This is a genomic window from Serratia sp. Ser99 (assembly GCF_024519545.1).
GTDB classification, from domain to species: Bacteria; Pseudomonadota; Gammaproteobacteria; order Enterobacterales; family Enterobacteriaceae; genus Serratia; species Serratia liquefaciens.
Window position 1 is genome coordinate 43,561 of the sequence record NZ_JALJRT010000004.1, and the last position, 13,400, is coordinate 56,960.

The following is a 13,400-nucleotide window of genomic DNA, read 5'->3' on the forward strand; positions in this document are numbered from 1 at the left end:
TACAAAAAAATTCATCATAGCGATGCATTATTGCATCGATATTTTGATGAAGTTTTATCAGAGAATCCCTATAATATCCGCAAGTTAATATTTAACGATTTCCCTGGTGTTGTTGTGTGTCTTGCCCCTCATCTTTGCAGGGGCTTTTTTCCTTATCTCGCCCAGCTCGGTTTGTTCAAGATGTGATCCTGCCAGTCCACCACTTCACTTTCCCGCACCGCAATATGTCGTACCGTAATACGCTCACCGTGCATCGCAGCTTTAGAACCGCTGACCAGCGGGTGCCACGCAAACAGCGGCTTGCCTTCACCAATCAAACGGTATGCGCAGGTCGGTGGTAGCCAATCGAAGGTGGTAAGGTTTTCACGCGTCAGTTTGATGCAGTCCTCTTCCAGCTCAAAGCGGCGCTCATAGTTGCGGCACTGGCACGACTTAATATTCAGCTGGTTACAGGCTACGTTGGTGAAATAAATCTCGTCGGTATCTTCGTCGATCAGCTTATTCAGACAGCATTGCCCACAACCGTCGCACAGCGATTCCCACTCTTGTTCTGACATTTCCGCCAGCGTTTTTTGTTGCCAAAAAGGGGTTTGTGACATGTTCGCGTCCGGTATAGGTAAATGAATAGATAACCTGCAAGCAGGTTTTGAGGGTGCACTATATAGATATCCCAGCCAAATGGAAAGGCTGAAAACACAATATAATCATAGCGATAACAATATGTTCGCTTAAAAAAAAACGCTATTTAAAACAACGGTATTCAACATTTTCGGCCAGTATTATCAGGCCGTTACCCTTGATACTTAAAGGGATAAAACACACCAGGCATATCGTCTAATTATACGTACAAAACTCAGGTCTATCATCCTTTCGTTTCCCCCTCATCCATATCCCTGTTCATCATTATTCACGGGTAAGATTCATCTCATAAAGCACATTTTGCCGCCAAGAAGCGCATATCCCTGCTATGTTTAATGTTCGCCTTTTGAATGAAGATAAGGAACCAAGTATGTTTGGGAAAGCAGAAGACAAAGTAAATGAAGCTGCCGGCGCCGTTGAAGAAGCTTTTGGTAAAGCAACGGACTCACCGGATCATCAAGTCAAAGGCGCAGCCCGCAAATATGCCTCTCAGGCCAGTTACGCGGCTCGAGATGCTGCCGATACGGTGCGGACTCAGGTTGAATCTAACCCACTGGCCGGCGTAGCTATCGCCGCCGCCGTCGGGATTGTTTTCGGTTTCTTGCTGGGCCGTAAATAAGCGTTTTGACCTATCGTCACCGAAAAAAAAGGCCCTGCGGGGCCTTTTTTATTGCGTTTTACCCAGGTTTCAAATCACGCGTGTGGTCAGTGATTTACCGTTGAGGGTGACTTTCAGCATGTCGCCAGAGCTCATCGGGCCGACGCCCTGCGGCGTGCCGGTAAGGATAATGTCGCCTGCGCGCAACGTGAAAAAGCGGCTCATATAGCTGATCAGCGGCAGGATCGGCGTGATCATGTCGCGAGTATTGCCTTGTTGTCGCACCTGGTCATTGACCGTCAGGGACAGCTCCGCATTTTGCGGATCGCCAAACTCCGCTACCGGTATAAACCCGGATATTGGGCAAGAACCGTCGAAACCCTTGGCTTTTTCCCAAGGCTGTCCCGCCTTCTTGAAGCCCGCCTGCAGTTCCCGCAGCGTCAGATCAAGCGCAACACCGTATCCGGCGATGGCACGCGCCACGCGATCTTCATTAGCCTGCTTTAGCGGCGTACCGATCAGCACAGCCAGCTCCACTTCATGATGTACCGAACCAAACTCTTTGGGGATCGCCACCGGCTGGCGAATATCGCACAGCGCCGTTTCAGGCTTGATAAACACTACCGGCTCTGCCGAGGTTGCACTGCCCATTTCCTTGATGTGATCGGCGTAATTACTGCCGACGCAAACCACTTTATTTACCGGAAAATCAAGTAATGAACCCTGCCAGTCTCTATGTTGATACATACCGCCTCTCCCTACAATCATGTAGGGGCTTAGCATGCTAAGCCCGTTATTCCACGCGCTGGTGGAGGCACCGCAGCCTTTTTCTATTGCCCGATACCGTCAGCCATCATACCCACACCGATCGCAAAATAGTAAGAGCGATTCCAGTGCATAATCGTGCGGAAATTATCATAAACCAGGAATGCCCGGCCCTGCATGTCATCCGGTGTGATCAGCCAACTGCGCAGGCTGGAATGCGGCAGCGCTGAACCATCCGGACGCCGCACCCCGCGTTTTTGCCATTCATTGACGCTGCGCGCCTGGCTATCCTTTAGCCCCACAGCCTCGGTGCTGAATCCGGCAGGCAACCTGACCTCTCTGCCCCAACCCACACCACGCTGCCAGCCTTCGCTCGACAGATAGCGGGCCGTAGAGGCAAAGACATCGTCAACGTTGTTCCAGATATCAATGCGGCCATCACCGTCGCCGTCCGCAGCATAGTTAAGGAACGACGTCGGCATAAATTGGCATTGCCCCATGGCACCGGCCCAGGAGCCTTTCAACTGCTCGCGGCTGACATGACCCTGCTCGAGGATTTGCAGCGCCGCCATCAGCTGTTGACTGAAGAACGCCTCGCGTCGCCCTTCAAAAGCCAAGGTGGCGAGCGCAGATATCACATCTTCACGCCCCTGGATTTTGCCGAAGGCGCTTTCCATGCCCCACAGTGCCACGACATAACGTCCCGGCACGCCGTAGTGCGCGGTGAGCCGCGAAAGCTTAGGATGATACTGCTGATATAGCGCACGGCCTTGTGCGATCTTGGCGGGTGGCAATACGCGTTTGAGGTAGTCGTCCAGCGTGATTTTCTTTTCCGGCTGATTACGGTCAGCCTTGATCACCCGATCGACAAAATGCACGTCGGTGAAAGCACTGTCGACAATCGCCGGGCTGATGCCCTGCGCCAGCGCCTGGCGCTTTAACTGTTCAACGTAGGCCGGGAACTGCGCAGGATCGCGACCCGTTTCAGAGAGTCGGCTCTGAGCCGCAGGAGTAGCTGTGCCCGACGAAGCTTCCGACGCCGATGTGGCCCCTTGCGCCATCGCCTGTTGGCCGACTGTGCATCCTAACGTCAACAGCGTCGATAGCAGGGTTATTGCCGACAATCTCATCACGCGGCTCCTTTATCAGTTTTGAGCGCTTCCAGCCTCTCCTACATCTTCGCAGGTTATTTTTTGTCGCCAGACAAATGCTGGTTTAATAAATTTTCCAACGGCGGGGGGACCTGAAGATAAAACCCTTCTTCTTTCAGGGCTTCTTTCACTTTCTCAATATCCGCCGAGGCTAACTTTTCCCGCCCTTCAAGGGAAAGCACCATTGCCAATTGCGGCGTACCGAAACTTTTCATCAGATCTTCCGGCACACGGGAGAAATCGTCTTTTTTTTCGACATAAAGATAAGTTTGATCGCGTTTAGAACTTCTATAGATCACACAAAGCATGTTTTTAACTCTATTTAATTGGGGCAGCGTCTTGCCTGGATATAACTCTGACTATAACATGCTTATAGTACTTCGGAATATCGCACCCCGATTGGTATTCCGGGGATTTAAAGTTGCTGAGACTGAGTCAGGATAGATGTCACAATCGCCAATTGAGCTAAAAGGCAGCAGTTTTACCCTATCGGTTGTTCATTTGCATAATTCGGAACCCGAGGTAATACGTCAGGCGTTACTGGAAAAAGTAGAGCAAGCGCCCGCTTTTTTGAAAAACGCCCCTGTTGTTATCAACGTTGCAACGCTGAACGGCGACGCAAACTGGAAAGAACTTCAACAGGCTGTCACGGCAGCAGGTCTGCGCGTTGTGGGTATCAGCGGTTGCAGAGATGAGCGGCAGAAACGCGCAATAACCCGTGCCGGGCTGCCGTTGCTGAACGAAGGCAAAGGCCAAAAGATGGCCACTCCGGAACCGGCGCCTGCGCCAGCCCCGGTAGTGGATCCCAACGCCCCCGCCAAGACGCGCATCATCAGTACCCCTGTCCGTTCCGGCCAACAAATTTATGCCCGCAACAGCGATCTGATAGTGACCAGCAGCGTTAGCGCCGGCGCTGAATTAATTGCCGATGGCAACATTCACGTCTACGGCATGATGCGCGGTCGTGCGCTGGCCGGTGCATCAGGTGATACACAGTGCCAGATTTTTTGCACGCACCTGGGTGCTGAGCTAGTCTCTATCGCAGGGCAGTACTGGTTGAGCGACCAAATCCCGTCCGACTATGTCGGGCAGGCAGTACGACTCAGCCTGTTGGATAACGCTTTAACCATACAACCTTTAAATTAAGCCCTTTTGACAAGGAATCCATTTCATGGCACGCATTATTGTTGTTACATCGGGTAAAGGGGGCGTTGGCAAGACCACTTCAAGCGCGGCCATCGCTACCGGTTTAGCCCAAAAAGGAAAGAAAACCGTAGTGATCGATTTCGATATCGGCCTGCGTAATCTTGACCTGATCATGGGCTGCGAACGCCGGGTTGTTTACGATTTCGTTAACGTGATTCAGGGTGATGCCACACTGAATCAGGCGTTGATCAAAGACAAGCGCACCGAAAATCTGTTTATCCTGCCAGCTTCGCAAACGCGTGACAAAGACGCGTTAACCCGCGAAGGCGTTGAGAAGATCCTCAACGACCTGGGCGAAATGGATTTTGATTTTGTGGTTTGTGACTCTCCGGCGGGCATCGAAACCGGCGCACTGATGGCGCTGTATTTTGCTGATGAAGCCATCATCACCACCAACCCGGAAGTCTCCTCAGTACGTGACTCTGACCGTATTCTGGGCATTTTGTCTTCCAAATCTCGCCGTGCCGAGAGAGGCGAATCGCCAATCAAGGAACACCTGCTGCTGACCCGCTACAACCCAGGTCGCGTCAGCCGTGGCGACATGCTGAGCATGGAAGACGTGCTGGAAATTCTGCGCATTCCATTGGTCGGCGTTATCCCGGAAGACCAATCCGTACTGCGCGCATCCAACCAGGGTGAACCGGTGATCCTCGACGCCGAGTCGGATGCCGGCAAAGCCTATGACGATACCGTTAGCCGCCTGTTAGGGGAAGAACGCCCCTTCCGCTTCATTGAAGAAGAGAAGAAGGGTTTCCTGAAACGCCTTTTTGGGGGATAAACCATGGCATTACTAGACTTCTTTCTGTCCCGCAAAAAGCAGACAGCCAATATAGCCAAGGAACGGCTGCAGATTATCGTCGCAGAGCGTCGTCGCGGGGACAGTGAGCCCCCGTATCTGCCTGATTTGAAACGCGATATTCTGGCGGTAATTTGCAAATATATTCAAATCGACCCTGAAATGCTGCACGTGCAGTTTGAGCAGAAAGGGGATGATATTTCGGTACTCGAACTCAACGTGACATTACCGGAATCGGAAGAAGTAACTAAATGAGTGTGACGCACTAATTACCCCCTGTATATTTTCTTGCAGGGGGTAACTGTATGCATAACCAGTTATTGAGATAAAAAACGCCTAATAATCGTTTTTAGCCTTTGGGATTAATCTCAATTAATCTTGCGTCACTGTTGTTTAAAGTAAATGCTGTCGGTAAGTGTTGTTATGGTTATTTCTAATAAATAATCGGAGCAGCGTTTCCTTACCCTGCCCCAAGTTTTACCACTCGATTAATAATCCTTCAAAATAGCCTGCAGTGGCGCCGCCAATAAATCACCGCGCCAACCGCTGATTAATTCTGGCAGGCTGTCAGCACCCTTCAATTTCCAATGCCAATTCAGCAGTTGGTTAATCTGTCGGCGCGATGCCAGTAATTCACTGCTCAACCCGCTTTGCTCACTGACAATGACGATCGCCGCCTTGATATCCTTGAACACTTTCTTGTAGCCCGGCTGATCGATCAGGTTCGACAGCGGTGCTGGCAGTGCAGCCTCATCCAGCTCATTAGCCTCTGCCACCAGCGCCAACAGCGTTTTACCGTGATAACGAATTTCCGGACCGCTCAGGCCCAGAGAGTCCAATTCCCCCAGCGATGTCGGCATATGTCGCGCCACCTGCCAAAGGTTTTCCTCACGTACCACGAAGTTTACCGCCAGATCGCGCTCACGCGCCTGACGCAGGCGCCATTCAGCCAGCTTCTGCAAGCAGCCCAACTGACGCGGACGCAGTTGCCAGGCATTGGTGATTTCACGGTAGGCCAATTCTGGCGCCAGCGTCTCGCTACGGCGTTGGCATAGCAACAGGCATTCATTATTAGCGGCAGCCGTCCAACCGGCCTCTTCAGTTTCCTGAACCAGGCGTTTGGCCATCGGCAGCAGATAGAACACGTCAGCCGCCGCATAGACGCACTGTTTTTCCGTCAGCGGACGCGCCAGCCAGTCGGTGCGGGCTTCGCTTTTATCCAACTCCACCTGCATATACTCCGCCACCAGGGTCGCAAAACCGCAAGACAGCGGTCGACCGGTGAAGGCCGCCAGAATTTGGGTGTCCACCATCGGAGTCGGCAGCGTTTTGAACGCGTTGAGGAACACTTCCAGATCCTCACTGCCGGCGTGCAGGAACTTCACAATCTGAGTATTACTCAGCAGCTCGATAAACGGCTGCCATTGCTTGATTGGCAGGGGGTCAATCAGGGAGAGTTGTTCACCGTCGTATAACTGAATCAGGCCTAACTGCGGATAATAGGTGCGCGTTCTGACAAATTCGGTGTCCAGCGCTATCTGGGCATGCTTTTTCGCCTGCTCGCAGACCTGCTGCAATCCGGCATCGGTAGTGATCAACTGATAGTTCAAAACGTCATTCTCTTGGTCGCTTTTATGATTCAAACACAACAACGCCGGCATTCACCGGCGTTGTTGATCTGTAAGGCGTGGATGATAACCTAGGCGGCATCGGCCGCTGCAGGTTTTTTCTGCTCATCACGCAGTTCTCGCCGCAAAATTTTACCGACGTTAGACTTCGGCAACTCGTCACGGAACTCAACAATTTTAGGCACTTTATACCCGGTAAGCTGCCGACGACAATGGGTCAACAGTTCTTCTTTGGTCAGCGAAGCGTCTTTCTTCACCACGCAAATTTTAACCGTCTCACCGGTTACCTCATTCGGCACGCCAATCGCCGCGCATTCCAATACTTTCGGATGCTGACTGACCACGTCTTCAATCTCGTTCGGGTATACGTTAAACCCGGAAACCAGGATCATGTCCTTCTTCCGGTCGACGACGCGGACAAAGCCCATATCGTCCACTGTAACGATATCGCCGGTCGCGAGCCAGCCATCTTTCAATACTTCATCGGTGGCATCCGGCCGCTGCCAGTAGCCTAACATAACTTGCGGTCCTTTGACCCACAGTTCACCCGGCTCACCAACCGGCACGTCCTGACCGTTATCGTCCACCAGTCGAATATCCGTCGAGGGTACAGGCAAACCGATACTGCCGCTGTAGTGTTTCAGATCGTAAGGGTTACCGGAGACCAGCGGCGCGCATTCCGTCAGGCCGTATCCTTCCAGCAAGTGCTTACCGGTGGTTTTCTCCCACTTGTCCGCCACCGATTTCTGTACTGACATGCCGCCGCCGACGGAAAAACGCAGCGTGGAGAAATCCAGCTTGTGGAAGTCCTCGTTGTTCAATAGCGCATTGAACAGGGTGTTCACCCCACTCATGGCGGTGAACGGATATTTACCCAGCTCTTTCACCAGCCCCGGAATGTCGCGTGGGTTGGTGATCAGCAAATTGCGCCCACCCAAATCGATAAACAGCAGGCAGTTCACCGTCAGCGCGAAAATGTGATACAGCGGCAGCGCCGTTACCACCAACTCCTGCCCTTCACGAAACAGCGGCAAATAGGCAGCTTTAGCCTGCTCCAGGTTAGCCTGCATGTTACGGTGCGTCAGCATAGCGCCTTTGGCCACGCCGGTAGTCCCACCGGTATATTGCAGGAACGCCAGATCGGTGTTGATAATATCGGGTTTAACATACTGTTGGCGACGCCCGCGCTGGAGCGCACTGCGAAAAGAAACGGCCGCCGGCAAATGGTATTTCGGCACCAGCCGCTTGATGTATTTGACGACGAAGTTAACCAGCGTGCCTTTGGCCGCGGAGAGCTGATCGCCCATACGCGTCAGGATCACATGCTTGACCTGGGTGTTAAACACCACTTTTTCCAGCGTGTGAGCAAAGTTGGAGACGATCACAATGGCACTTGCGCCACTGTCGTTCAGTTGATGTTCCAATTCACGTGGCGTATACAGCGGGTTAACGTTCACCACCACCATACCCGCACGTAAGATACCAAACAGCGCGATGGGATACTGCAACAGGTTCGGCATCATCAGAGCAACGCGGTCGCCTTTCTGCAGTCCCAGCTCATTTTGCAGGTAAGCCGCGAAAGCCCGACTACGTTCTTCCAGCTTGCGGTAGGTCATCACCTCACCCATGTTAATGAAAGCCGGTTGATCTGCGTAGCGCTGAACCGCATTTTCAAACATTTCGACCAAAGATGAATAACGATCGGCGTCGATCTCTGCCGGAACATCCGCCGGGTAACGTTTTAACCAGACCTTATCCAAGGTATTACTCCTGAAATTATTATTCATTATCATCATCGCAGCCCCCAAATATGCAGCCAAACCATAACAATATTTTAACTCAGCAGACCAGTTTGAGTTTTAAACAATATTCAGGTTGCGATGTACGTCACTAATTGGCGGTCATTCCCTACGCCAAAAGAATAAGGCGGCCGGAGCCGCCCTATTAAAATTTAACAACAAGCAAGCATTACTCGGTAACGATGGTTTGCACCTGCACTGGGCCAGGGTTGTACCAGCCATACCCCACGCCCCAACCGGGGCCCCAGGTACCGCTACGCCAGCCCCAGGGGCCCATCGGCGCCGGTGGCATCATCACCTGCTGAGACAGATGCCAGCGTTTGTAGCCAGTGGCATTCATGGTAACAAATTTGTACGGTGTCATGCCGATCTTGCCGTCTTTCACGCCGGTGATTGGCCCAACTACCGTCACTAACTGGCCCTTAAAATCAACCGGTTCCAGGAAGCCATTAACCGAGGCTATCAGACGACCCCGTGACGGCTCACCCAATATCGGCCGGGCGCCGGAATCGAGCGGCACGGCCGCAATTTCCAGTAGCGTGCGCCCCTGCTCATTGGCAACGTTCACAACGGTACCGCCAAAGCGAGCTTCAGCCCCGACAAACAGGTTCGGCGCATTCTGTACCGAAGACAGCTGCTGCACCGGCGTTGCCGTGCTGCCTTTAATCGCATCAGGCACGGTTACGCAACCTGACAGCGCCAGCACGCTGCCGGCAATAGCCAGCAGCGACATTTTTTTACAAACAGTGCGGGTTAACATCGTCGCAATCTCCTGAAATGGCTGTAACTTTGACATCAATTCACGGAGCAAGTTGCAGATCATTCCTATCCCTATTGCCGCCAAAGCACAATAGGTTGCGGCTATTCGCGGCCCGGCAATTTTTTCCAGGTGACTTCATTACGCAAATAGGTCGGCTCGGCGTGTTCTACCGCCACCGCCAAACCCTGTTGCCAGGCATGCAGCGCCAACGGCAGCATATCTTCCGCCTGCGGTAACAGCATTTGCCCATCGCTCAGGGTTAACGTGGAACCGGCAACCAAATCCGGGTAGGTTTGCCAGCCGGTGCCGACATGCGCCCAGTGGCCTTGCAGACCTTGCGCGCGCACCAGCGCCTGCGCCGGGGTAAGTACCGCTTCACCTTCACTTTCAAGCCAGTTACCGTCTTGCTGACGTTCAAACTGACCCCAGTAGACTTCGCCCATACGCGCATCTATCGCCGACAGCACACGCTCAGCCCCGGTGAGTCGCCAGGCGCCCTGCGCCATGGTTTGCAGCGTGGAAACGCCCAGCAAGGGCAAGTCGGCGCCCAGCGCCAAGCCCTGAGCAATGCCAATGCCGATACGCACGCCGGTAAAGCTGCCCGGCCCGCGGCCAAAAGCCAGCGCATCGAGCTGGCCAAGGGTGACCCCGGATTCCGCCAGTACCTGCTGCACCATAGGTAAAATACGTTGCGTATGCTCACGTGGGCACAGCTCAAACAGGGCGTGGATTTCGCCTTGATTCCAGATAGCAACGGAACAGGCTTCCGTCGCTGTATCGATCGCTAAAATTCGCGTGGACATGCCAACCTCAGGCGGGAAAAAAACAGGGTTTTTCATACAGGGCGCGCATTGTAGCACAGCCCTGGGGTCACGCCTATCCGCTAGCGATCTGCCTGCAGGAAGGCAATCGCCTGGGCGATATCGCGGGTACGCGGCGTCGGCGGCAGGCTATTGAGGAAAACTTCGCCATAGGGGCGCATCACCAACCGATTGTCGCAAATCACCAGCACGCCGCGATCGTCGGTATCGCGGATCAGGCGTCCAACCCCCTGTTTCAGGGTAATGACCGCGTCCGGAAGTTGCACATCGTTAAACGGATCGCCACCACGTAATCGGCAGTCTTCAATCCGTGCTTTCAACAGCGGATCATCGGGTGAGGTAAACGGCAGTTTGTCGATAATCACGCACGACAATGCATCACCGCGTACATCTACCCCCTCCCAGAAGCTGCTGGTCGCCACCAACAGGGCATTGCCGGCCTCGACAAACTGAGCCAGCAACTGGCCCTTGCTGGTTTCCCCTTGCAACAACACCGGCAACGTCATGGTGGCACGGAACTCTTCCGCCAGTTCGCGCATCATCTGGTGCGAAGTACAAAGGAAGAAGCAGCGGCCGTTATTGGCTTCAATCAGCGGCCGTAGCATGCGTGCCAATTGCCGCGCGCCGCCAGGCTGGTTTGGTGAGGGTAAAAAGCGTGGTACGCACAGCAAGGCCTGTTTGGCGTAATCGAATGGGCTGGCCAGCAGCAGCGTTTTGGCCTTATTCAACCCCAGACGCTCGGTAAAGTGGCCCATCTGCTCGTTAACTGACAGCGTTGCCGAGGTGAAAATCCAGCTGCCCGGTTTTTCATCCAGCAACTCACGGAAACGATCGGCCACCGTCAGCGGCGTCAACGCCAGTACAAAGTGACGCGAGTTGCACTCATACCAATAGCTGAACCCCGGTTCATTGACCTCTTTCAAGCGTTTGAGACGGGCACGATATAACGTAGCGCGTTCAAAAGCCGCGTCCAACAAGGCCGAACGGCCAAGGGAAAGTTTGACCACGTCATAACACAGCTCCAGCGCATCATCGAGCAGCAGCAAGGCGCGTTGTACATTGGGCTGGCTCAGCACCTCGCGCAGGTTGCCGCGAAACCCCGGTTCTCCCAGCATCAAACGAAAATCCTGCGTGCTTTGGCTGAGGCGGTCGGCGCTTTTTTGCAGCTGTGCGGCATCGCGCACTTCGGTGCGATAGGCAATGGAAATGTCTTTGGCCAGGTCCAGCAGTTGACGGCTGGTCAGTTGCTTACCGAAATACTGGCTGGCGATATCGGGGATCTGATGCGCTTCATCGAAGATCATCACATCGGCCTCAGGGATCAGTTCGGCAAAGCCGCCCTCCTTCACCACCATATCGGCCAGGAACAGATGGTGGTTCACCACCACCACATCGGCATCCATCGCACGACGACGCGCTTTGACCACAAAGCAATCTTTATACAAAGGGCAATCGCTGCCCAGGCAGTTGTCGTTAGTGCTGGTCACCAGCGGCCAAACGAAGCTGTCTTCCGCCACGTCGCTGCAACTGCTGATGTCGCCCTCTTTGGTCATGGACGACCATTTGCGCAGATGGACCAGATCGATCAGCGTTTGCCCGGCCAACTCGCCGCCAGCCATCGACTGTTGCTCCAGACGTTCCAGACACAGGTAATTGGAGCGCCCTTTCAGCAGCGCCATCTTGCCTTTGTACTTCAGTGCCTTGGCCACGGTGGGCAAATCGCGTACATAAAGCTGATCCTGCAACGCTTTTGAGCCGGTGGAAATAATCACTTTGCGATCGGCCCGCAGTGCCGGCACCAGATAGGCGTAGGTTTTGCCGGTACCGGTGCCCGCTTCGACCACCAGTTCCTGCTTGAAATTAATGGCTTCGGTGACCGCTTCCGCCATCTGCCGCTGTGCTTCACGCGGTTTGAAACCCTTGATTGCCTGCGCCAGGGCGCCGTCTGTTGCGAAATCGTCTGCCACGCTATCTCTCTGCCGATGTAATTCAGCGTTAATTATGCCTATCCTGCCGCACGGCTACCACCGACTTTATCGTCACACATTTCTGCCGATGGCTGTGTTACCCTTAACGCGATGATGATATGGAGATAATTGAATGAATATTGAACGAATTGATCCAGACAAACGTTGGTCCGAAGCCGTCGTTCACAACGACACCGTCTATTACACCAGCGTGCCGGAAAACCTGGATGATGACGCTACTGCCCAGACCGCGAACGCCCTGGCAGCAATTGACGTGATCCTGGCGCGCGTTGGGTCAGATAAAAGCCGGGTGCTGGACGCCACCATTTTTCTGGCCGACGATGCCGATTTTGCTGCCATGAACGCCGCCTGGGATGCCTGGGTAGTTGCGGGTAGCGCGCCGGTGCGCTGCACCGTGCAAGCCAAATTGATGAATCCGAAGTACAAGGTCGAAATCAAAATTATTGCTGCGGTATAAACGAAAAAACCGCAGACGATAACGCCTGCGGTTTTATTTTTATCTGCTGCTTAAGCCAGCTTGATGATCACCATACCTGCCAGCAACAACACCAAACCAATCCAGCCTTTGGCATTCAGGCGCTGACCGAACAGGATCCAGCCGGCGGCGATTGTCGCGGCAATACCGAAACCACCCCACAATGCATAAGCCACCGACAGGTCTATCCCCTTCACCGCCTGTGCCAGAGCACTGAACGCCCCCAGCACCGACAGCAATGACAGCAGGCCTAACCAGATTTTACGGAAACCGTCTGACATCTTCAGGAAGATGTTGGCGACAATTTCCAACACAATCGCCAGTCCCAAGAACCCAATGTGGTACAACTCAAGCTGTTGCATGGTTGTCACCTCGCGGGCTGGCCTGTTTTCGTGGTTTGCGGGTACCGGACTTCACCAACAAGATCCCGGCGATCAACGTCACCAGACCCAGCACCTTCAAGGTCGAGATGGGCTCATCGAACCACAATACGCTGAACAAGGTAATAAACAGGATACCGATCCCTTCCCACAGCGCGTAAGCAACGCCAAGGGCAACGCGTTTAATCGCCAATGACAGCATGACGTATGATGCAGTGATCATCACATACATCACAATGTGACCGGTCATGCCGCCGCTCACGCTGGCGTATTTCATGGACAGGGTACCGATAATTTCGGCCACGATGGCCAAGCCTAAAAAGATCCAATAAATCATAATTTCTCTCCCAAACGGCGAATAACGCACGCTAAGGCATATTTATCCCGATTTATC

General features: G+C 53.5%; 16 protein-coding genes. 5 read left to right on the forward strand and 11 right to left on the reverse strand.

The window, feature by feature from the left end; all coding sequences use genetic code 11:
- Positions 1-152 precede the first annotated feature (152 nt).
- A complete protein-coding gene (locus NR114_RS09945) occupies positions 153-599 on the reverse strand; it encodes a YcgN family cysteine cluster protein (RefSeq protein WP_020827237.1) in 447 nt (148 codons plus the stop codon).
- Positions 600-1,009: 410 nt separating this feature from the next.
- On the opposite strand from NR114_RS09945, the gene NR114_RS09950 reads away from it, so the two are divergent.
- On the forward strand, positions 1,010-1,258 hold the full coding sequence (locus NR114_RS09950) for a CsbD family protein (RefSeq protein WP_012145476.1): 249 nt from the start codon (positions 1,010-1,012) through the stop codon (positions 1,256-1,258).
- Between the two features lie 69 nt (positions 1,259-1,327).
- On the opposite strand, the gene NR114_RS09955 is transcribed toward NR114_RS09950, so the two are convergent.
- The 3 genes from NR114_RS09955 to NR114_RS09965 all read right to left on the reverse strand — a co-directional run bounded on the left by NR114_RS09955 (position 1,328) and on the right by NR114_RS09965 (position 3,461).
- Entirely contained in the window at positions 1,328-1,984 is a 657-nt protein-coding gene (locus tag NR114_RS09955) for a fumarylacetoacetate hydrolase family protein (protein WP_044551811.1), read from the reverse strand.
- An 83-nt stretch (positions 1,985-2,067) separates the two neighbouring features.
- Positions 2,068-3,132: a lytic transglycosylase domain-containing protein gene (locus NR114_RS09960; protein WP_234530074.1), complete on the reverse strand. Its 1,065-nt coding sequence runs from the start codon at positions 3,130-3,132 to the stop codon at positions 2,068-2,070.
- Between the two features lie 56 nt (positions 3,133-3,188).
- Positions 3,189-3,461, reverse strand: coding sequence for a YcgL domain-containing protein (locus NR114_RS09965; RefSeq protein ID WP_020827240.1), 273 nt, complete (start codon positions 3,459-3,461; stop codon positions 3,189-3,191).
- Between the two features lie 136 nt (positions 3,462-3,597).
- On the opposite strand from NR114_RS09965, the gene minC reads away from it, so the two are divergent.
- Genes minC through minE form a run of 3 tightly spaced genes read left to right on the forward strand, consistent with a single transcriptional unit; the run spans position 3,598 to position 5,410 of the window.
- Positions 3,598-4,299 carry a septum site-determining protein MinC gene (gene minC / locus NR114_RS09970; protein WP_020827241.1) on the forward strand — a complete coding sequence of 234 codons (702 nt, stop codon included), beginning with the start codon at positions 3,598-3,600 and terminating at the stop codon, positions 4,297-4,299.
- A gap of 25 nt (positions 4,300-4,324) precedes the next feature.
- Entirely contained in the window at positions 4,325-5,137 is an 813-nt protein-coding gene (gene minD, locus NR114_RS09975) for a septum site-determining protein MinD (protein WP_020827242.1), read from the forward strand.
- A gap of 3 nt (positions 5,138-5,140) precedes the next feature.
- Positions 5,141-5,410, forward strand: coding sequence for a cell division topological specificity factor MinE (minE, locus tag NR114_RS09980; protein WP_012145482.1), 270 nt, complete (start codon positions 5,141-5,143; stop codon positions 5,408-5,410).
- 233 nt (positions 5,411-5,643) lie between these two features.
- Here minE and rnd read toward each other — a convergent pair whose 3' ends face one another.
- The 5 genes from rnd to NR114_RS10005 form a co-directional block, all read right to left on the reverse strand.
- The gene (gene rnd, locus NR114_RS09985) at positions 5,644-6,765 is read right to left on the reverse strand and encodes a ribonuclease D (RefSeq protein ID WP_041415435.1); all 1,122 of its coding nucleotides are present in this window, start codon (positions 6,763-6,765) and stop codon (positions 5,644-5,646) included.
- 89 nt (positions 6,766-6,854) lie between these two features.
- Positions 6,855-8,543 (reverse strand): long-chain-fatty-acid--CoA ligase FadD, encoded by a 1,689-nt coding sequence (fadD, locus tag NR114_RS09990; RefSeq protein WP_046373352.1) that lies wholly within the window; start codon positions 8,541-8,543, stop codon positions 6,855-6,857.
- Between the two features lie 208 nt (positions 8,544-8,751).
- Positions 8,752-9,342 (reverse strand): Slp family lipoprotein, encoded by a 591-nt coding sequence (locus tag NR114_RS09995; RefSeq protein WP_041415437.1) that lies wholly within the window; start codon positions 9,340-9,342, stop codon positions 8,752-8,754.
- A 101-nt stretch (positions 9,343-9,443) separates the two neighbouring features.
- Positions 9,444-10,145 carry a tRNA (adenosine(37)-N6)-threonylcarbamoyltransferase complex dimerization subunit type 1 TsaB gene (gene tsaB, locus NR114_RS10000; RefSeq protein WP_234530072.1) on the reverse strand — a complete coding sequence of 234 codons (702 nt, stop codon included), beginning with the start codon at positions 10,143-10,145 and terminating at the stop codon, positions 9,444-9,446.
- An 80-nt stretch (positions 10,146-10,225) separates the two neighbouring features.
- Entirely contained in the window at positions 10,226-12,130 is a 1,905-nt protein-coding gene (locus NR114_RS10005; protein WP_234530070.1) for an ATP-dependent DNA helicase, read from the reverse strand.
- A 133-nt stretch (positions 12,131-12,263) separates the two neighbouring features.
- Between NR114_RS10005 and NR114_RS10010 the strand changes: the two genes are divergently transcribed.
- On the forward strand, positions 12,264-12,608 hold the full coding sequence (locus NR114_RS10010) for a RidA family protein (RefSeq protein ID WP_020827248.1): 345 nt from the start codon (positions 12,264-12,266) through the stop codon (positions 12,606-12,608).
- A gap of 50 nt (positions 12,609-12,658) precedes the next feature.
- On the opposite strand, the gene mdtI is transcribed toward NR114_RS10010, so the two are convergent.
- Complete coding sequence (gene mdtI / locus NR114_RS10015) at positions 12,659-12,988, reverse strand: multidrug/spermidine efflux SMR transporter subunit MdtI (protein WP_020827249.1); 330 nt, start codon at positions 12,986-12,988, stop codon at positions 12,659-12,661.
- Positions 12,975-13,343: a multidrug/spermidine efflux SMR transporter subunit MdtJ gene (gene mdtJ / locus NR114_RS10020; RefSeq protein WP_020827250.1), complete on the reverse strand. Its 369-nt coding sequence runs from the start codon at positions 13,341-13,343 to the stop codon at positions 12,975-12,977. The genes mdtI and mdtJ overlap by 14 nt, the downstream gene beginning before the upstream one ends.
- Positions 13,344-13,400 lie beyond the last annotated feature (57 nt).

Bases quoted from the DNA above. Each gene is read 5' to 3' on its own strand.
- NR114_RS09965 (WP_020827240.1), bottom strand. From the start codon at position 3,461: ATGCTTTGTGTGATCTATAGAAGTTCTAAACGCGATCAAACTTATCTT.
- mdtJ (WP_020827250.1), bottom strand. From the start codon at position 13,343: ATGATTTATTGGATCTTTTTAGGCTTGGCCATCGTGGCCGAAATTATC.
- NR114_RS09955 (WP_044551811.1), bottom strand. From the start codon at position 1,984: ATGTATCAACATAGAGACTGGCAGGGTTCATTACTTGATTTTCCGGTA.
- tsaB (WP_234530072.1), bottom strand. From the start codon at position 10,145: ATGTCCACGCGAATTTTAGCGATCGATACAGCGACGGAAGCCTGTTCC.
- NR114_RS09945 (WP_020827237.1), bottom strand. From the start codon at position 599: ATGTCACAAACCCCTTTTTGGCAACAAAAAACGCTGGCGGAAATGTCA.
- mdtI (WP_020827249.1), bottom strand. From the start codon at position 12,988: ATGCAACAGCTTGAGTTGTACCACATTGGGTTCTTGGGACTGGCGATT.
- minD (WP_020827242.1), top strand. From the start codon at position 4,325: ATGGCACGCATTATTGTTGTTACATCGGGTAAAGGGGGCGTTGGCAAG.
- minE (WP_012145482.1), top strand. From the start codon at position 5,141: ATGGCATTACTAGACTTCTTTCTGTCCCGCAAAAAGCAGACAGCCAAT.
- NR114_RS09995 (WP_041415437.1), bottom strand. From the start codon at position 9,342: ATGTTAACCCGCACTGTTTGTAAAAAAATGTCGCTGCTGGCTATTGCC.
- NR114_RS09950 (WP_012145476.1), top strand. From the start codon at position 1,010: ATGTTTGGGAAAGCAGAAGACAAAGTAAATGAAGCTGCCGGCGCCGTT.
- minC (WP_020827241.1), top strand. From the start codon at position 3,598: ATGTCACAATCGCCAATTGAGCTAAAAGGCAGCAGTTTTACCCTATCG.
- NR114_RS09960 (WP_234530074.1), bottom strand. From the start codon at position 3,132: ATGAGATTGTCGGCAATAACCCTGCTATCGACGCTGTTGACGTTAGGA.
- NR114_RS10010 (WP_020827248.1), top strand. From the start codon at position 12,264: ATGAATATTGAACGAATTGATCCAGACAAACGTTGGTCCGAAGCCGTC.